This is a genomic window from Terribacillus sp. JSM ZJ617, assembly GCF_044383785.1.
In the GTDB taxonomy this organism is placed as follows: domain Bacteria; phylum Bacillota; class Bacilli; order Bacillales; family Amphibacillaceae; genus Terribacillus.
Genome location: NZ_JBISEQ010000002.1, coordinates 772,276 through 791,271 on the forward strand (window position 1 = coordinate 772,276; position 18,996 = coordinate 791,271).

21 protein-coding genes are annotated in these 18,996 nt (G+C 42.9%); 7 read left to right on the forward strand and 14 right to left on the reverse strand.

What is annotated here, in order from left to right; translation table 11 throughout:
- Positions 1-12: 12 nt before the first annotated feature.
- The 9 genes from mreD to ACH6C1_RS10265 form a co-directional block, all read right to left on the reverse strand.
- Positions 13-552 (reverse strand): rod shape-determining protein MreD, encoded by a 540-nt coding sequence (mreD, locus tag ACH6C1_RS10225; protein WP_374076765.1) that lies wholly within the window; start codon positions 550-552, stop codon positions 13-15.
- Positions 552-1,448: a rod shape-determining protein MreC gene (gene mreC / locus ACH6C1_RS10230; protein WP_374076767.1), complete on the reverse strand. Its 897-nt coding sequence runs from the start codon at positions 1,446-1,448 to the stop codon at positions 552-554. Before mreC ends, mreD begins: the two co-directional genes overlap by 1 nt.
- A gap of 12 nt (positions 1,449-1,460) precedes the next feature.
- Entirely contained in the window at positions 1,461-2,501 is a 1,041-nt protein-coding gene (locus ACH6C1_RS10235) for a rod shape-determining protein (RefSeq protein WP_374076769.1), read from the reverse strand.
- A gap of 246 nt (positions 2,502-2,747) precedes the next feature.
- Positions 2,748-3,422: a RadC family protein gene (gene radC / locus ACH6C1_RS10240; protein ID WP_095218269.1), complete on the reverse strand. Its 675-nt coding sequence runs from the start codon at positions 3,420-3,422 to the stop codon at positions 2,748-2,750.
- 165 nt (positions 3,423-3,587) lie between these two features.
- Positions 3,588-4,415 carry an SPOR domain-containing protein gene (locus ACH6C1_RS10245; RefSeq protein WP_374076771.1) on the reverse strand — a complete coding sequence of 276 codons (828 nt, stop codon included), beginning with the start codon at positions 4,413-4,415 and terminating at the stop codon, positions 3,588-3,590.
- Positions 4,416-4,631: 216 nt separating this feature from the next.
- A complete protein-coding gene (locus ACH6C1_RS10250; RefSeq protein WP_374076773.1) occupies positions 4,632-5,402 on the reverse strand; it encodes a prepilin peptidase in 771 nt (256 codons plus the stop codon).
- A 280-nt stretch (positions 5,403-5,682) separates the two neighbouring features.
- Complete coding sequence (locus tag ACH6C1_RS10255; RefSeq protein ID WP_095222398.1) at positions 5,683-6,210, reverse strand: YceI family protein; 528 nt, start codon at positions 6,208-6,210, stop codon at positions 5,683-5,685.
- Between the two features lie 106 nt (positions 6,211-6,316).
- Positions 6,317-8,056, reverse strand: coding sequence for a sensor domain-containing diguanylate cyclase (locus ACH6C1_RS10260; RefSeq protein WP_374076775.1), 1,740 nt, complete (start codon positions 8,054-8,056; stop codon positions 6,317-6,319).
- Between the two features lie 50 nt (positions 8,057-8,106).
- Positions 8,107-9,342: a bifunctional folylpolyglutamate synthase/dihydrofolate synthase gene (locus tag ACH6C1_RS10265; RefSeq protein ID WP_374076777.1), complete on the reverse strand. Its 1,236-nt coding sequence runs from the start codon at positions 9,340-9,342 to the stop codon at positions 8,107-8,109.
- A 112-nt stretch (positions 9,343-9,454) separates the two neighbouring features.
- Between ACH6C1_RS10265 and ACH6C1_RS10270 the strand changes: the two genes are divergently transcribed.
- From ACH6C1_RS10270 to ACH6C1_RS10290, 5 genes are all read left to right on the forward strand, one after another.
- On the forward strand, positions 9,455-10,348 hold the full coding sequence (locus ACH6C1_RS10270) for an ATP-grasp domain-containing protein (protein ID WP_374076779.1): 894 nt from the start codon (positions 9,455-9,457) through the stop codon (positions 10,346-10,348).
- Positions 10,345-11,193 (forward strand): ATP-grasp domain-containing protein, encoded by an 849-nt coding sequence (locus ACH6C1_RS10275; RefSeq protein ID WP_374076781.1) that lies wholly within the window; start codon positions 10,345-10,347, stop codon positions 11,191-11,193. Before ACH6C1_RS10270 ends, ACH6C1_RS10275 begins: the two co-directional genes overlap by 4 nt.
- A 2-nt stretch (positions 11,194-11,195) precedes the next feature.
- Positions 11,196-11,708 carry a 2'-5' RNA ligase family protein gene (locus ACH6C1_RS10280; RefSeq protein ID WP_374076783.1) on the forward strand — a complete coding sequence of 171 codons (513 nt, stop codon included), beginning with the start codon at positions 11,196-11,198 and terminating at the stop codon, positions 11,706-11,708.
- A 116-nt stretch (positions 11,709-11,824) separates the two neighbouring features.
- Complete coding sequence (locus tag ACH6C1_RS10285) at positions 11,825-12,616, forward strand: ABC transporter ATP-binding protein (protein ID WP_374076785.1); 792 nt, start codon at positions 11,825-11,827, stop codon at positions 12,614-12,616.
- A 341-nt stretch (positions 12,617-12,957) separates the two neighbouring features.
- Complete coding sequence (locus tag ACH6C1_RS10290; protein ID WP_095222391.1) at positions 12,958-13,227, forward strand: phospholipase; 270 nt, start codon at positions 12,958-12,960, stop codon at positions 13,225-13,227.
- A gap of 121 nt (positions 13,228-13,348) precedes the next feature.
- Here ACH6C1_RS10290 and ACH6C1_RS10295 read toward each other — a convergent pair whose 3' ends face one another.
- The 4 genes from ACH6C1_RS10295 to ACH6C1_RS10310 are packed head-to-tail and all read right to left on the reverse strand — an operon-like array spanning position 13,349 to position 17,096.
- A complete protein-coding gene (locus tag ACH6C1_RS10295; RefSeq protein WP_374076787.1) occupies positions 13,349-13,975 on the reverse strand; it encodes a response regulator in 627 nt (208 codons plus the stop codon).
- 13 nt (positions 13,976-13,988) lie between these two features.
- Positions 13,989-15,029: a sensor histidine kinase gene (locus tag ACH6C1_RS10300; protein WP_374076789.1), complete on the reverse strand. Its 1,041-nt coding sequence runs from the start codon at positions 15,027-15,029 to the stop codon at positions 13,989-13,991.
- Positions 15,030-15,039: 10 nt separating this feature from the next.
- Positions 15,040-15,816 (reverse strand): cell wall-active antibiotics response protein LiaF, encoded by a 777-nt coding sequence (gene liaF, locus ACH6C1_RS10305; RefSeq protein ID WP_374076791.1) that lies wholly within the window; start codon positions 15,814-15,816, stop codon positions 15,040-15,042.
- Positions 15,817-15,830: 14 nt separating this feature from the next.
- On the reverse strand, positions 15,831-17,096 hold the full coding sequence (locus ACH6C1_RS10310) for an MFS transporter (protein WP_374076793.1): 1,266 nt from the start codon (positions 17,094-17,096) through the stop codon (positions 15,831-15,833).
- A gap of 228 nt (positions 17,097-17,324) precedes the next feature.
- Between ACH6C1_RS10310 and ACH6C1_RS10315 the strand changes: the two genes are divergently transcribed.
- Both ACH6C1_RS10315 and clpP read left to right on the forward strand, forming a co-directional pair.
- Entirely contained in the window at positions 17,325-17,963 is a 639-nt protein-coding gene (locus ACH6C1_RS10315; RefSeq protein WP_374076795.1) for an RNA polymerase sigma factor, read from the forward strand.
- An 82-nt stretch (positions 17,964-18,045) separates the two neighbouring features.
- Positions 18,046-18,627, forward strand: a complete 582-nt coding sequence (gene clpP, locus ACH6C1_RS10320; RefSeq protein ID WP_374076797.1) for an ATP-dependent Clp endopeptidase proteolytic subunit ClpP — start codon at positions 18,046-18,048, stop codon at positions 18,625-18,627.
- Between the two features lie 103 nt (positions 18,628-18,730).
- On the opposite strand, the gene ACH6C1_RS10325 is transcribed toward clpP, so the two are convergent.
- A complete protein-coding gene (locus ACH6C1_RS10325; RefSeq protein WP_374076799.1) occupies positions 18,731-18,982 on the reverse strand; it encodes a hypothetical protein in 252 nt (83 codons plus the stop codon).
- Positions 18,983-18,996 lie beyond the last annotated feature (14 nt).

The window sequence follows — 18,996 nt, forward strand, 5'->3', positions numbered from 1 at the left end:
TGATTTTCTTCTCTATAAGCTAGTCGTTCTTCTAAGCTGCGAATCGGACCATTTCTGCAGAGGCTTGTGGAAAATCAGATACAAGATTACAAGCATGATAAGGTTGGCGCCAAGCGTCGGCAAGAGGCGGTGCAATAAATATGTACCGAATCCCAGCGGCGTGATGCCAATTAAATGATAGATAAAATAGCCGATTATATCGGCGAAAACAATCGACAGCATCCCCAGCACTGCAGCTACAAGGATATTCCCATGCAGCACTCTGCGCAGTTCCAGGATCAAGTAGATGCTGAATCCATATGTGAACATATAAACACCAAGCATATCTGTATAGACAATATCTTTCAGAAGCCCGAAAATAAGTGCATATAACAGACTGTAATACGAATTATCCAAGTCATAAAGCATTGCGATCAGTACAAGGAACAAAAGACTCCAATGCGGAATCAGCCAAGTGTCACCGCCAATGAACTGCTCTGGCAGCATGGCGGTGGCAACTCCTTCCAAACAAACGATCAAAAGCATAATCAGGGGCAAGTATAGCTTTTTCATCACAGACCCTCATCTCCGTTACTTGACGAGGCGTCTTCAGATGCAGCATCTACCACGATCACCTTTTCGATGTCATACAAGTCAGCTGTTGGTTTGACATGGACAGTTTGAGACAAACCATATTGGTCCAATTCAACAGAATCAACTTCCCCAATCGGAAGTCCTTTCGGGAATACACCACCCAGGCCAGAGGATAGAACTGTAGAACCTTTCTTCACTTCCAGTTCAGGTTTCACACCTGTAAACAGCAACATACCATCTTTCTCATCATAGCCTTCGATCAAGCCGAAGATTGTGTCCTGCTCTTCACCGTCTTCGTTCTTTCCACCAGATATCTGAGCAGAAATACGATTAGTCTCGTTGAACCCACTCAACAATTGCACGGAAGAAGTACTGCGGCTGACGTCCTCGATTTTCCCAATCATGCCACTGGCTGTCATCACAGCCATATTCGTCTCGATGCCATCGTCAGATCCCTTATCAATCGTCAGCTGGTCAAACCAGCCTTCTGGACTGCGTACGATGACATCAGCTGGAATGGGATCATAATCCATCGATGTGTACTGATTGAAAGAATCATTGGTTGCTTTCAAGTCGTCGTACTGCTTTTCCAATTCCTGATAGCGGAATTGCAAGCCTTTGTAATCGTCTACTTTCGATTTAAGCACCTGATTTTCTTCGTAGGTGTTCTTAAGATCTTTAATATTCGTCACTACCGTAGAGGTGAACTGTGCAGGTTTGGAGAAGATATTCTGCACAAACCCTACGGTATCACTGATTATTTGTTCTGGTAATGTCTGGCTGCTCCGATCCCTGGTTGAAAAACCAATCAATCCGACTAGGATGATGATCGCAATCAGGAATAAGAACATCCTTTTTTTCTTAAAGAAATTCATAATTCACCCAACTTAATTTTTAGTAGCTTTGGAAAACACATGTGGATGCGAACGGAAATGCTCGATGAATTCAAGTGATTTACCTGTACCGATTGCTACACTGTCAAGCGGATTTTCCGCAACGAACACCGGCATTTTAGTTTCTTCGCTGATAACGCTGTCCAAGTTGCGAAGCAATGCGCCGCCACCAGAAAGAACAATACCGCGATCCATAATATCAGCAGCCAATTCAGGCGGTGTTTTTTCAAGTGTAAGTTTCACAGCATCCACAATCGCACTGACTGTGTCGGCTAAAGCACCTGAGATTTCCTTCGCGCTCACACTGATTGTTTTCGGAAGACCAGTCAGCAAATCGCGTCCGCGAATTTCTGTTTCTTCATCTGCCTCCGGTACACCAGCATGACCAAGATCCATCTTCAATTGCTCTGCAGAACGTTCCCCGATCATCAAGTTGTACGTTTTACGGATGTAATGGGAGATTGCTTCATCCATATCGTCTCCGGCTGTACGGATCGATTGGCTTGTAACAATACCACCTAAGCTGATGATTGCAACTTCTGTCGTACCGCCGCCGATATCGACGATCATACTTCCAGTCGGTTCCCACACAGGAAGACCAGCACCGATTGCAGCCGCGAAAGGCTCAGCAATTGGGAAAGCATCCTTTGCACCTGCTTGTTTGGTTGCGTCGATAACCGCGCGTTCCTCAACCATTGTGATACCTGATGGCACACAAACCATTACGTTAGGCTTCTTCGCGAATGAAGAGCGATTACGCTGTGCCTGTTTGATGTAATACTTCATCATTGTCGCTGTTGTATCGTAATCCGCGATGACGCCATCCTTCATCGGACGGATGACACGGATATTTCCTGGTGTTCTGCCAATCATATTACGAGCGTCGCCGCCAACTGCCTCTACCTGGCCTGTTTCTACATTTGTCGCCACGACAGAAGGCTCACGGACGACTACGCCTTTTCCTTTTACAAAAACCAATGTATTTGCTGTGCCCAAGTCGATGCCCAGGTCTTGTGAAAAACTGAATTTCGCCACAATTAATTCTCCTTTTCCGAGTCCGTTCGTGTTTCAGCAAAGCTGTTACGCAGCAGTGCATACTTTTCATATATTGTCTCATTATGTTGTACTTTATCATATCAGATATTATATCCAATAGACATCGTTGCAAGGTAATAAAGCATACCATCAGAAGAAGCGCCAGCTAGTAAGGTGTACCATGCTAGGCGCTTCTCTACAAAGCTAGTTCCAATTATACGAGAAAACCAAAAAAATAGATAGTAATTAAAGGTATCCTTTTTCCTTCAATGAAATAAACTTTCGGTCACCAATGACAAGATGATCCAAAAGCTCGATCCCGATCATCTTCCCGCACTCCAGCAATCGCTTTGTCACATGGATATCCTCCTGTGAGGGTGAAGGATCACCAGAGGGATGATTATGAGCACATATGATGCTGGCAGCAGAACGACGGACAGCTTCTCGGAATATCTCGCGGGGATGGACGATGGAGGCGTTGAGGCTGCCAATGAAGATTGTCTGACGATGGATGATATGATTCTTCGTATTGAGAAATAAGACGACAAAATGCTCCTGGCTTAGATTGCGCATTTCTTCCATTACATAATCTGCACCGTCCTTTGGGCTTCGGATCGTGTAACGTTCCGCCGGCTTGTATCGATACAGCCTTTGCCCGAGTTCGATTGCAGCCAAAATAAGCACTCCTTTTGCAGTACCGATTCCTTTGATAGCTGTCAGCTCCTCAATGGTCGCATCACGCAGGAGCTGCAAACCTTCAAAATGCATCAAAAGCCGCTGCGCAAGCAATGTGACAGACTCGTCCTTCGTTCCGCTTCCTAATAGGATGGCGAATAATTCTGCATTGGACAAATGCGCAGGTCCTAGCTCCAGCAGCCTTTCCCGCGGACGATCCTCCTTTGGTACCGATTTTATAGCCATTTCAGTATGCAGCAAAAAACCGCCTTCCTTCTGACTCGGATTCCTGTGTGGCTGACAGGTTACGAGAAGCTTATCGGAAGACGGCGCACTATTCAAATGGCTAAATAGAAATTTTAATAAGTTTCTCTATAAGATAATGAAGTAATTAGATCAAGAAAATCAAGTTCATTGACCTTCAGCAGCTAGAGTGGCAGCTTCATGCCATACCGGCAGCAGCATACTAGCTGTAAATGTCCCTTGCTCCATAGCGCTGACTGCTTCATCAGATACTGCTTTGACACTCTTCGCTTCTGCTGGGATTTTCTCCTGCCAAGCTTTCCAAAGAGCCGCATCCTTGTTATCCCCTGCTGCAAGCAGAACCGCCAGCTCGTCCAGCCAAGCACTGCCGGCAGCCTCGACTCCAGGATCCCATTGCTTCACATAGCTTTCATATCCCTGCGCCTGCAGCTGGGAGCCAAGTGTGTCAGCTTCTTCCTGCGATCCTGCCATCCCTGTCAACAAGAAGAACTGGCCGTTCTTTTCCCATAATACTGCCGGGATCCCCGCATCAGCATACTTTTGTACAACATCCTGCCCGATATCTTCTTGATTATAGACGCCGCCCTGGACAACGTAAGCTGTCAGATCACCAAACGCTCCCGCATTAGCAGCGGCTTCCTTTGTCGCGATCGGGGCCGCCACACCGCTTGTCTCCGATTCAATACCTGCTGTATAACGCAGCAGCAGGAATCCTAACACAACTCCTATGAGCGCAGCACCAAGTGCAGCTGCAGCCAGCTTCTTCGCAAAAGGAGACAAAGATACTGCATTTTTCTCTGATTTCTTCTTATTCAGCTGATCCAATACAGGAACATCCTTTTCGACCGTTGCCGCCGCTTCTTCGTCATAAAGTGTGTAGCTTCCCTCACCGATCATCTCTTCTTTTGCCTGCTGCTGATGTTTCTTCGGCTTCTTACCGCCAATCTTGACGGAAAACCCCTTTTTCTCTTCCATCCTGGCACCTCTTTTATGATTGATTGGCTCAACTCTAGCACAGCTAGTAATAGAAGTAAGAGAAATGCTGTCGAGACAAAAAAAGAGTGTTCGACAGGATGAACCTATCAAACACGCTTTTCTACGAATTAAGATGCAGGATTATAAAATACCCGTAAAGATATCGTTGCAATATAGCTGTTTTCCGAAGCATTTGTCACGTCGATTTGTTCTATTTTATTCACAAATTGATGTGAAGATTATTTGATTATACCAACACATAAATGTATCACCGTGAAAATATGAAAATAGTGCTGCTGCTAAAATATATGGACCAAAAGGAATTAATTGGTTCCTCTTTATAACATTTATATAAAGAAGGAAAATACTAATTATCGCACCTAATATTGATGCAAATACAAAAGTAAGCAAAATGCCTTTCCAGCCAAGTATATAGCCTAGCAGCACAAATAATTTTAAGTCTCCACCACCCATACCGCCACGGCTTAATAGAATGACAAGGAAAAGCAGGATAAACGCAAAGGCTGATCCGATTATGGAGTCCCACCATGGATCCAATGGAGTAATAAATCGAAGAACGATGAATAGAGGGAGGAAAAATAGAAGGACTTTATTTGGAATGAGTAGAAATCGCATATCCGTCACAAATAAAATTGCCCCGATTGATACCAATAGAAGAGCCAAACCGAGATCCCATCCTATACCGAACAAATAATAGCTATAACCAAAAAGCAGACCGGTTGCAAGCTCATTCAAAGGATAGATAAGTGAAATATTCTGTTTACAGTTTCGACATTTACCATGTAATACAAGATAGGAAATGATAGGTATCAGATCATATGGTTTAATTTGCTGTTTACAGTCCGGACAAATTGAACGTTCTGCCTTGAACATTCTCTCCTCAAGTATTCTCATGCCCACAACATTGTAGAATGACCCGAACAAAGCTCCTAGAACAACGAAATAAATCAAGAAAAAAACTGACATAGATCCACTCCTTTACAGAGATTACACGATAAATCACTTCTAATTATTTCTGTGCCTCCTATTAATTCATTAGACTGCTCGCATATAACTTCCAATAAATTGTATCAAACTCTATTTAAAGGTTTTTAGGTTAAGCTCAAATTTTACATTAATTACACAACTTACGTAGAGCCAATCTTAGTAACAGAGAATATTAAGCCCTACATCAGTAAATTGCTTGAATTGTTATCAAATAGAAAAGACCTATCCCACAGGGATAGGTCTCGTCTCTATATCCTTCTTACTCCACTACAAACTCAAAGTCAGCAGTGAACTTCACATCTTTACCGATCAATACGCCGCCTGTTTCAAGCGCTGCGTTGTAAGTCAGGCCGTATGCTTCACGGTTGATTTTGCCTTCTACTTCGAAGCCGGCGATTGTGCTGCCGTCCATTGGGTTTTTGGAAGTGCCGTTATATTCTACTTTGAATGTTTCTTCGTTCGTTACGTCTTTAATTGTGAAGTCTCCAGTGATTTCGAATTCATCATCGGATATTTTCTTCACGGATTTACTTTTGAAAGTCATGGCAGGATAATTCGCTGCGTCGAAGAAGTCTCCGGATTGCAGGTGGCCGTCGCGGTCCGCGTTGCCTGTGTTGATTGTAGCTGCTTGGATTGTTGCCGTTACGGATGAGTTATCCATATCATTCAAGTCTCCGCTGAATTGTACGTCGAAGTCTTCGAATTTCCCCTTTGCTTTCGAAACCATCATATGTTTCACCGTAAATGAGATGCTGCTGTGTGCTTTATCCAATTTCAAAACTGCCATGTTTGTTCCTCCTCAGTGGTATTCCTTTGTTAAGTTACTTTATGTAAGTAACTATATATTAATCACTTCATTACGTCAAGCATTACTTTATAAAAAAACATTCCTTTTACGAAGGAATGTTTTCAGGCTTTTGATTCAGTTCATGGTAGATGCTTACTCTATTGCGACCCTTTTGTTTGGCACCGACGTACATAGCGCGATCTGCATGCCGGACCAATTCCAAGTCATCTTCACTATTCTCCGGATAAGATGCTACACCAACACTGACTGTCATATTCAGTGTAACTGTCTGACCAGAATCTAATGTATTTTTTGTTTGGAAAGGCTGAGCAGTGATACAGCGCCATAGTGTATCTGCTACCTCAGCTGCTTGAGCGGAACTGCTTCCTGGTAAAATGACTGCAAATTCTTCTCCGCCATACCGTGCCAGCACTGCTCCCTCTTCCACAGCTTTTTCTAATCTGTCAGCAACCTCTCGAAGAATGTCATTTCCAGCTTCATGTCCATACGTATCATTCACTTGTTTGAAATGATCCAAATCCATCATGATCAACGATACAGGACTTTCAGGCGCACCCTCCTGAAATAGCCCCTTGAGTGCATCATCAAAGTAACGGTAGTTATATAAACCGGTTAATGCACATCGTTCACTGATCTGCTTTGTTTGTTCATAATGCTGTGCATTGAGCAGGCTTACAGCCATGAAATTCGCCAGTAGCTCAATCAGCATGAATTGATACTTCTCATAAATGTTCCGTTGTTCAGACAAAAGAACAAGGATACCTATTATTTCATTATCACGTTCTATCGGCAAACACATAAGACTTTCACTATCGATTGGTGCTGTAACTTTCCATTTGTCAGCCCATTGTTTTCGTTTCCCATAGCGGACACCGGCACCTTTTTTCCATACAAAACCAGCTATTCCTTCGCCTTCTTTCTTCCAATCACCTTGGTTGTAAAAGGAGCGCTTTTTCGGATCATACAATCGGATTAATTTCAGCTCCTCGCCATCTGTTACATCATACAGATAGGCTTGATCAGCCGGCACGAGCGATACTATCCGTTCCATAAACAGATCCAATGTCTCTTTCACATTTAGTTGAGCGGTTAATTCGTGCCCCACTTCACTGACATTGCGAAGATGCTCATTCATACTGCTGCTTCTGTAATAGAGACGCAATATATAGGATGTACTCACAATTGAAAAACCAATAAAGACAACCGCGACTCCACCAATCTGATGATAAAGAACGTGCAGAAGCAATGCAGCCGGCAGGATGTAGATAGTCGTCATGAACTCCCAGAAAAAACTGCGTTCAAAAAACTTATCTTTCTTTCCGTAGATATATCTTCTTGTCAGCGTAATCAGGATATGGTTCATCATGAACAGTGTCATGGAGTATGCAAGAATACCAATGATATGCAATGGTGTTTCCAATGCTTGAGCAGCGTCTCCCGGGAAGTCGAATAAACGATATACTCCCGCTGCAGATACACTCATAAGGAAAAACATTAGGTAATTCAGTGGTATGCGAAATAGGTCTTGTTTAGTCATCCGCACTTGCAGCAGCACAATTGTGACACTGATGGCGGTAATGATCAGTTCCACGAACAAACCAAAATTCAAATAAATGACAAGCGTAATACCGTTGAGGAAAAAGACTGGAATTTGATTTATCATGATCGGAAAAAGCGCCACAATAATCGCCAATGCGGTGAATGCTCCTAAATCAAGCCAATTCAAATCATCCAAATTTGTCTGTCGATAGATTAGAAAAAGGGAAGCCGGCCAAATGATAGCCCAAGCTGCCCAGATCCATCGTTTCTTGCTGCTATTAACCATCTAGCTTCTTCCTTCCTATTACCCGCACAAAAATATTCAGATAATTTAAACTACCACATTTTTCTAATTTGAACAATATAGTTTCTGACTTGGTATATAAAATGCAGGGAACCTGTGACAAAATAGATTGTGTCTGTTTGGCAGTCTCCATAAATCTGCTTTACCCACTCCTGCCAATCGGCAACAACTTCCACTGCCGGAAATGCTTCTGACAAAGTCTCCAAATTCGCTGCACGTGGATGATCGAAAGTAGTCAAAGCTATGTTAGGTGTAATTTCTTGAAGCTGCTGAATCATCTGGGCAAACGGCTTGTCCTGAAAAGCACTGAACAAAATTACTATCCTGTTATTTGAGTGATTTTCCTTGACCGTTTCAATGAAAGCAGTCATACCTTCTGCATTGTGAGCCCCGTCCAGGATGATTGCAGGTGCGTTTTCCACACGTTCAAATCGACCTGGAAGCTGCACCTGGCTTATAGCTTCCTTCACTTTACCCGAATCTAGCGAGATTCCCTTCTCCTGCAGCAAACGACATGCCTCAGTCGCAAGCGCAGCATTCACTCGTTGATGAAGGCCCCTCATCTGTGGATCTATATGAAGTCGATCAGCATCCTTGGCGTCTATCCAAGTAATCGTTACACCTGCTCTATTCGCCTGATTCTCCATAACTGCTCTTGCCTCAACTTGTGTTACTGCACTGACGACCGGAGCTCCCGCTTTGATAATACCTGCCTTTTCCTCAGCAATCTTTTCAATCGTATCCCCAAGGAAACGTTGATGGTCCAGCCCGACATTGGTAATAATGCTGAGTAAAGGCTGACGCAGCACATTCGTCGCGTCACCACGTCCGCCCATACCTGCTTCTATCACACTAATATCAGCATGCTTTGCAAGGTAGGAAAAAGCGATACACACGTGAATTTCGAATTCACTCGGATGATTGTCCTGCTGGTCCATCTCTTCTATAGTAGAAAGTAGTGCATTACATTCCGCGATGAACTCCTTCTCACTTATCCATTGGCCATCTACCTGAATGCTCTCCAGGAATCCGCCGGGGGTTGGGGAAATGAAACTGCCTGCTTTATATCCGTTATATGTAATTGCTTTGGCTAGATAAGCCGACGTAGATCCTTTGCCATTCGTTCCAGCTATATGTATACTTTTGATTCGACGTTCGGGATTGCCTGATGCCTGCAGCAGCTGCTGCACCCGATACAGTCCCGGTTTGATGCCAAGATGTCTGCGGCTGGCTAAAAAAGCTTCCGCTTGTGCTAGGTTTGCAAACATAAAGCATCTCCTTCCATGTATAATTGACTATTATATCAAACTAGTTTGTGCTGCCACTATAGAAATAATTTCTTCATTTGTTGGGCATCACCTAAAGAAAGGAACTACAGTTATGGCTACACCGAAACTTGGCTGGGTCATTTATAACGGCCATCTTGGCGGTAAAAAGTTTCTCGATTTTGCGGAATGGATACAGCGCGCTGCCAATGCCCAGAATATTGACATGAAAATCATTAAAAATAATGCGTTGCTAGGTATGGTTGGAGCAGACAACAGCCTGCTTAAGGAAGAACAGCAGCTGCCGGACTTTGTCGTTTTCAGCGACAAGGATATTCCGCTTGCCCAGCAGCTCGAAGCAATGGGAATTCCACTATATAATTCCAGCAAATCGATCGCCGTATGTGACAATAAAATCCTTATGTATCAAGCATTAGCTGAAGCAAGCATTAGAATACCAAAAACGATTATCGCACCGAAAATTTTCCCTGGTACAATGCCAATACAATTGGATTCTTTTGAACCTGCAATGAAGGAGCTTGGCTTTCCAATGGTCGTTAAGGAGGCTTTCGGATCCTTCGGAGAACAAGTATATCTGATTCATAATAAAGAGGCATTACATCAGAAAATCACCGAAATTGGCACTAACCCCTTCGTCTTACAGGAATATATCCAAACAAGCCACGGCAGAGATATACGAATCAATATCGTCGGCGGCAGGATTGTTGCTTCCATGATCCGTACATCGGAGACGGATTTTAGAGCCAATGTTTCACGCGGAGGCAGTATGCAGCAGTATACACCAACAGAAAAAGAGTCCGAGCTTGCTATTGCAGCTGCCACAGCCGTTGGAACTGATTTCGCCGGGGTAGATTTGCTATTTGGTCCCGGAGGAGAACCGCTTGTATGTGAAGTGAATTCCAATGCGCATATTCGTTCAATCTACGACTGTACAGGTGTAGATGTAACAGAGTCAATCATCTCTTACATTAAAGAGGTGCTATCATGAGAGGTTGGCTGATATACGATCGAGTGAATGCAGAACGTAATTCGGCTTTTATTGATTGGTTCCTTGAGGAAAGTGATTTGCTAAACATAGATTTACAGGTCATCTACACAGACGACATTCATGTGGTACTCCAAAATGGACAAGTAGTTGTACATACAAAAGAAACACAGGAGGCCCCAGACTTCAGTATCGTGCGGACTATCGATCCGTTGTTGACCGCACAGCTGCAGCAAGCGGGTATTGCCTGCTTTAATAATGCCGAGATTGCAGCTCTTACTAACGACAAAATTAAAACCCATCTAGAACTTGCAAAACTGGATATCCCGATGGTGGACATGCACTTTCAGACTAATGCCCCTCTACCTCAGCCGCCGCTAGACTTTCCTTTTGTATGGAAAACAGCCAGTGGCCGTGGCGGAAAAGAAGTTCATTTAGTTGAAAATGAAGCACAGTATAACGATTTACAGATGCAATATACAGATCAGTCTGTCCTCATGCAGCAGTTAGCACCAAGACCTGGAAAAGATGTACGTGTTTTTGTGATTGGAAAGGAAATCATAGCAGCTGTGCTCCGCAGCAGTGAGCAGGATTTCCGAGCAAACTATACTCTGGGAGGAAGCGCTTCCCTTTATACATTGAATACATCAGAGCAAAAGCTTGTCCAACGCATTGTCGATTATTACGACTTTGGCTTTGTCGGCATCGACTTTCTATTTGATGAAAATGGTGGCTTATTGTTCAATGAGATTGAGGATGTTGTCGGAAGCAGAACATTGAGTGCTGTAAGCGATGTGAATATCGTCCGGCTTTATTTGGAATATATAAAGCAGCTTATGGAGGGATGACGTTGTATGCGATAATAGGTTATTTTGACGGCGTAACCGAAAATAAAATAGTGAAGTTGTGGGAAGAATTGCGTGAAAAAGAAATCACTGATTATCCATTTCGGCGTAAGGGACACTGCCCCCACCTTACCTTCTCATCCTTCACTGAACTTAGCCCAGGTTTGTCACAAAAGATTGTGCGGTTAACGAATTCCTACGAAGCCCTTACCTTACGTTTTAGACTATTTGGCAGCTTTATGAGAAGTGATTCGTTTCTGCTGCTTCCCGATCCGAGCAGCGCATTAACAGAATTACACCGGGAAATCTATAACTTGCAAGCTGTTTCTTCTCTTTACACACCGGAAAATTGGATTCCGCATATGACAATTGCCAACCATCTTAACCCAGATCAACAGTCAGCTGTTCAGCAGCTGGCACAGCAAAGGATATATCCTTTTTCAGGGACCTTGACCAAATTAGCACTTATACAAATTAATGAACGTGAACTAATTGAATTACAGATCTTTTCATTATAGGAAGCTGCTTGCTAGTAAAGCATTCCCTCATGCGCTAAATTATCTTAATGTTTAAAATTATTACTCAATCTGATTTAATTAGCCTAGTAGATAACAGCCTGCAGGAGGTAATGGATATGATAGTGGAATTGAAGGATGTTTCTCTTAAAAGAGGCGGTAACTGGATTTTAAGGGATTTGAACTGGAAGGTGGAAAAGGGGCAAAATTGGGTATTATTAGGGCTGAATGGCTCCGGCAAAACATCTCTGTTGAGTTTACTGAATGCCTACACCTTCCCCACTACCGGGAATATGCGTGTTTTGGGGATGGAATTTGGAAAGACTTATCTTGCCGAAAAACTGCGGATACAAATTGGCTTTGTTTCCTCTTCGCTCCAGCAAAAATTCGACTCTAGTGATAATGCTTTTGAAGTTGTACTTAGCGGTGCTTTTGCATCCATCGGGCTGTACGAAACACCTACCGATGAAATGAGAACAAGAGCCGCACAGCTATTGCATGATCTTGGCTGTTTTGATTATGCAAATCGCCGCTACGAAACGCTCTCGCTCGGAGAAAAACAGCGCGTTTTAATTGCACGAGCCTTAATGGCAGACCCGCCTCTGCTCATATTAGATGAACCTGCCAACGGATTGGACTTTTTAGCACGCGAATCATTATTGGAATCCATTGAAAGAATCAGTAAGAAACCTGATGCACCTACTATCATCTATGTAACGCATCATATTGAAGAGATATTGCCTATATTTGATCAAACACTTCTGCTTAAGGACGGGAAAGTATTTGCCTCTGGATGTACATCTAACATGATTTCCAGTGAACGGCTTTCAGATTTCTTCGGGATTCCAGTCAACGTCATGTGGGACCAGAGCCGTCCAGTACTTTCTAGGGCGTATATGGCAAATAAGTAGAGTTGGCTAATCATTAGAGTGAAAATATGCTCTTTCTATATCCGGTAATCTTGGATTAGTCCCTTAAGATACTTCAATGCCTAAATATCCGACTAGTAAAAAAGCTGCTGATAAGCAGTTTTTTTTATGCATGTAATTGCAGTTGAGATATCCATCCAATCTATAGTAATAACACTAGTCACACCCAAAAAAATATATTTGCATTTAGCTAATATTCCTCCATTGCCTTCTCTTCCAACAAAGAGCTGCCCCTTATTTATCTTAAAATGATAATCGCATATACAATTTATATGCATGATGAATAGGTTGAACTATAGAGTTTCTTATAAGGAGGAATAATAATGCCGCGTTTCTGTATTTTCCCGGGATATAACTGGTGCGGTCCCGGCTGCAGCGGCCCTGGCGCTCCCGTAAATAGGGTGGATGCTGCATGTAAACAGCATGATATATGCTATCAAAAACATGGCAATCGATGTGAATGCGATCAGATGTTTTTGAAACGGCTGCGCCCTTTAATCAATTCCCGTACACAAGAAGGACGACATGCACAAACTATCTATAACTATATGAAGCTTCAAACAGCAATAACGTGCAGGAGATATAGAAAGTAACATCTAGTTGAAAAGAAGTCAGTAGCAAATTTAAAAAAAGAATGCTGCATATAGCATTCTTTTCCATTAGCACAAAAGTATAGTTTCTATTTATTGAGGCAAACCCAAACATATCAGCATGTTAAAGCAATTTATTCTGATGCACATACACCGCTGCCTGCGTCCGATCATTCACTTGCAGTTTTGCCAGCGTATTACTCACATGCGTTTTAACTGTTTTGATGCCTATGTAAAGCTTATCCGCAATTTCCTGGTTCGTCATTCCTTGGCCGATACAGCACAATACTTCGAATTCTCTTTCGGTCAATTGATCATGCAGGAGCTGTTTTTTTTGCCGAAAGCTGTTCATTACTTTCGCTGCAACAGCTGCTTCCATTACCGTTTCACCGATGGCTGCTTTCCTGATGGCTTCAGCAATTTGTTCAGCTGTTGAAGTTTTCAGCATATAACTGAATGCACCTGCCTCCAAGGCTGGAAATACCTGTTCATCATCATAGAAGCTAGTGAGAATGATAATTTTAGCAGCAGATCCCGCTGCCATTATTTCTTTAGTGGCCTCTATCCCTGTACCATCTTCCATGATCAAATCCATGAGTACGACATCTGGCTTCTCCGTCAGAACCAAGTGGATGCCTTCCCGGCCGCTGCTCGCTTGGCCAATGATAGTGAAACCATCTTCTGTTTCTAAGTACGCTATCAGTCCTTTTCTTACGATATCATGATCATCTATGACTGCTATTCTTATCATCCTGCCTACTCCTTCACTTAGTTGGTATTCGGAGACCTATTTGTGTACCAACACCTACGCTCGCCCGCAGCATAAATGTCCCTCCTAATTCTTCGCAGCGTTCTTGCATGGACCTTAACCCAAGCGATGTTTTACGCTGCTGCATAGCTGCTGTATCGAAGCCTTTTCCATTGTCCTGGATAGTAACTGCCACATCCATTCCTCTTGTCAGCAACTCGATCGTCACTTCACTCGCTTCAGCATGTCGCAGTGTATTCGACAAAGCTTCCTGAATTATACGAAACAGATGCTCTTCCACCGATTTCGACAACTGCATCGTATCTTCTATATGTATATGAAAAACAAGTTGGGTACGTTGTTTCAACTCATCGATCAGCTTCCTCACCCCGCTGCTCAAAGAGTCACCAGAAAGATGAACAGGTCGCAAATGCAAAAGCAATGCACGCATTTCTGTCTGAGCCTGCTGCGCAATTTGTGAAACTTCTGCGAATTTGTCCCTTGCAGCTTCCGAATTTTTATCAAATAGCTTCATGCCCGCTTTTGACATCATCGTAAGCGCAAATAATTGCTGGCTGACCGCATCATGTAAATCCCTTGCAAGTCGTTGGCGCTCTTCCATTGCAGCTGCTCGATGTGCACCCTCGGCAAGCTCTGCCTTTTCATCAGCCAAACGTTGAAGTGATTTGACCTGCGTATGCATCTTATCTGTCAACTCATTTAAATCCTTACCTATTCGAGCAATTTCATCATGGCTGTTGTCTACAATCTTGGCCTGATAATTGCCATTGGCAACCATTGTAATAAACAAAGACATATGATCCATTCGATCCTTTATTTCTTTGCTGTCTTGAAATCCAACAAATATGGATGTAAGGGAATGAAGCATGATATATAGGAGCAAAAATGTAAAGATTGCTTGTACACTAAGCCACATCGGCTCCAGTAAAACGTGGATGGACAGCAGGACGCCAAGAAGCAGAATTGCATTCAGGAACATTGTGCGTAAGTTTGTTTTGATATACGAGTATCGAATACTATTAAGTTTTTTCAGCATCACTGCCACCTCATATCCGGTCCACTCTTATTTGTCCGGCCTTATAATCGATAAAAATATCCAGCTTGCGGGTTGCATCTGCATATCCGGGGGTTTCGTAATACGTTCGTCGATTTATGCCTTCTGAAAGTTCTCCAAAAACATTTATCTCTCCAGCCTTAATCAAAGCTTCCAAGCGGAATTCCACATTATCGGGGAGAATGATTCGTACTTCCCCTGCCCAGCCTTTAAGATGGAATGGTATTTCGTCGTTCGGTATAAAGGCTTTTGTAAAGTCCACATAATACTCGCCTACCGCATTCTTCACCTGGGTGGGTTCAACCGTCCAGCCCTCACTATCAAACCGGTGCTCTCCCACTGCATAATTATGATAGTTTTTATAAGCTCTTTTGCCCTTCTTCTTTTGACTTCCAGCTTCCCATTCCATATTCACTCCAGCTTGACGCCTCTTCCCCTTCTTGCCTGAGCGAAGCAGACTGAATCCAAAGTAAATGATAAGAAGCGGCCAAAGCTTTAAAATATCATTAAATTCAAATGTAAGGACTTCAAACCGATCAAGGATCAGCAGTCCGCCAAACAGCATGCAGAATATACCAAACCAGAATCCCCCTTTGCCCCTTAAGAAATCAATCAATAATTTCAGCCCTAGTAACAGGATGAATACAGGGTATAGATAATGCCAGCTTTGGCTGTAGCTCCAGTCAATTGCACCAATGTTAGACAAAATCAGCACCAGGCCGATCACTATTATTGCGATTGCAAAAAGATTGCTCCATAAACGTTTCATAATAACCCACCTGCTTATACCGTTTCTTGTTGTTCTACCTTATTATAACTGTTAAATGAAGTAAGTTGTTTATTTCGCAAACATAAAATCCCAGTAACCATCACGAGTATTCCTCCGGTTACACAAAGAACTTGAATACTGATTCCCATTCCAAGCAGTGTTGATGTAACCATATAAGACACTGGTATCAAGCCAGTCGAAGCAAGTGCCATAATGCTCATCACCCTGCCGATCATCCGCCGATCAGTTGTTTGCTGCAGCATAGTTGAAATCGGGATATTGGTAAATTGCAGACATACACCAATGACGAATATAGCTGCAGCCGAAGACCAGAAATGAAGCGCAGAACCGTATAGGATGAAAAATGCACTCATGATGATCAAGCTGAATATCACTGTATGACCTGGACTTTTAAGATTTTTCGATAATACAAGACTAAGAGCAGCAGTAAGAGATCCAATTCCCATAGCACCTTCCAAAATAGTCAGACCTAGCGCGTTTGTCTGGAAAACGTCCTTTGCAAGCAAAGCTACAGATAAAGAGACAGGACCTGTCAGGAAAAAATTGATAAAGAAACTTACTGTCATAATTGTACGGATCAGTGGATTATGTTTAACATAGTGAAAACCTGCTTTTACGTCTTCTAATGGGGATTTTTTCACTTCTGCAGTTGTCTCGTCCTTAGAAGAGATCCGCAGCAAGGATATAGATAACGTGGCGGCACATAACATGACAACAGCAAGAGTGAATACTGCTGAAAAGCCACCTAACACAATGAGACTTCCACCAATTGCCGGACCCAGAATAGGACTGATCATATTCGTCATCTGTACCATGGCATTCCCTTGCTGCAAGTTTTCCGATTTAAGTACTTCCGGTAATAACGATCCTGCCGCTGGGTAAGAAAAAGCATCCGAAACACCGAAAAGGGCAGAGAGTACAAGTAAGTGCCAAGGCTGCAGTACATCTGTCAGCAACAGTACGATGACAATACCTACCAGCACTGCCCTGGAGCCGTCCGATAGCAGCAGGATTATCTTCTTTGAAAAACGATCGGCAGTTATACCGCCAATAACAATGAATAATAGCCGAGGCACCGATGCCGCAAAAAAGAGCATTCCAAAATAAAAGCGATTTTCCGTGATGGACAGCATCAGCCACTCCGCTCCCATTAAGTACACATAATAACCTGGAGCAGAAAATAACATACTGATAAAAACGAGTCTAAAATTGCGATTGTGAAACAGCTGCCATTTGCTTACTGTTGCTTCTTCTACCATTCTCCCAACCTTCTTTCCATTTGTTACCTTAAGTATAAACGCCTGGAAATAACAAGAAAACATCCTGAGGAATGGACTTGTATCCGCCTTAAGACGGAGTCCTTTTTCCGTCAAGTTCCAATGCGGATATAAGTGTTGCCTCCTGTAAGAAATCTTTTATAGTAAAATAAATGAATACCCATATCTTTGTAGAAGTTGAAAACGTATAAGCAATAAAGGGGTGAATATATGGCGCAGCCCAAGCAAATGGATCTTCAATCACAGATAGAGGAAACTATGGAGAAGTTAACACATTACTGTTTGTATCTAACGAAGAATAAATGGGATAGCGAAGAAATAACGCAAGAGGCAGTCTTAAAGACGCTGACGAACTATCCTGAAGAAACGTTTCCACCCCCGGTCAGTCTGTTGAAAAAGATTGCTTATCACGCCTGGATAGACAGAATACGTAAACAAAAGAAAGAAGAACTTGTGCCTGAAATTCAGGATGAAACGCCAGCTGTAAGACAGGACAATGAACAGCAGATGGAGCAATTGCGAAAACTCACTCCAAAGCAGTTGATTGTGTTTGTCTTAAAGGAAGCTTTTCATTTTCAATCTGCCGAAATTGCAGATCTGCTTGAACTAAAAGAATCAGCTGTAAAAGCGCTCCTGCATCGAGGACGCATGAATATTCAAACGGAGACGATGCATCCCCTCGTCCAGAGCTCGTGGGATAATGTAAAACAGGAAGAGTTTTTTGAGCTGGTAGAATTGTCTCTCAACAAAGGTGATCCAGCAGGTATTATTCGAATTCTTCCTAGGTTGTTTCATATCCCCAAGCCCTACCTTCAAAAAAATACGAATCCATACATGGCTGCAGCCTGAGGTTGCAGTTATTTTTTTTGCCCGTATCGTATGTCAGTCTGGATTCGTTCTAATTATGAAGAACGAAAGGAGAGTGTAAGCAATGACTGCAATACCTTATGTAGTGGAGCAATCGAATATGGGAGAACGATCTTATGATATTTATTCCAGGCTGTTAAAGGATCGGATCATTATGGTCAGTGAGGAAATTAATGATAGTATGGCAAATGCTATTGTGGCACAGCTGTTATTCTTAGCTGCTGATGATCCAGAGAAAGACATTTCGCTGTACATCAACAGTCCTGGGGGTTCGATATCCGCAGGTTTTTCTATTCTGGATACAATGCAGTTTATCAAACCGGATGTGCAAACGATTTGCACAGGCATGGCTGCTTCTTTTGGTGCAATGCTGCTGCTTGCAGGCACTCCTGGGAAAAGATATGCACTGCCAAATAGTGAGATCATGATTCATCAGCCGCTTGGTGGAGCCAGAGGTCAAGCAGCTGATATTGAAATCACTGCCAAGAGGATAATCAAACAAAGACAGCATATCAACCAGATGATTGCAGACTTTACCGGCCAGCCGATTGAGAAGGTAGCTGCCGATACCGACAGGGATTATTTTATGAGTGCAGAGGAAGCGAAGGATTATGGGATCATTGACCAGGTGCTACTGCGGAAGTAAAGATCAATGGGAAAGAAGGCTTCCATTCTTCCCCAGGTATACACATCAAATAATAATAAGACCTGAGTCATTATAGCTCAGGTCTTATTTGCTGTATCATGGATCAACTGCCAGACATACTTTTATCTTGGCCATCACTATTTTTCTCTTTCGGCAAGTAGTTCAAAGTGAAGCCGACAAGGCTGAATATGGCACTCAAAATAATGGTTGGATTCTTAAACCATTCTGCACTCTGGATGATCAGGTCTCCATTTTGCAGGATTAAGCCCAGAATCTGCCCAAACACCAGCAGTGTACCGCATGCCAGGAATGCTACAAGAAATAGTTTAAACAACAGTTCTGCAAACTTACGCATCTATACCAACTCCT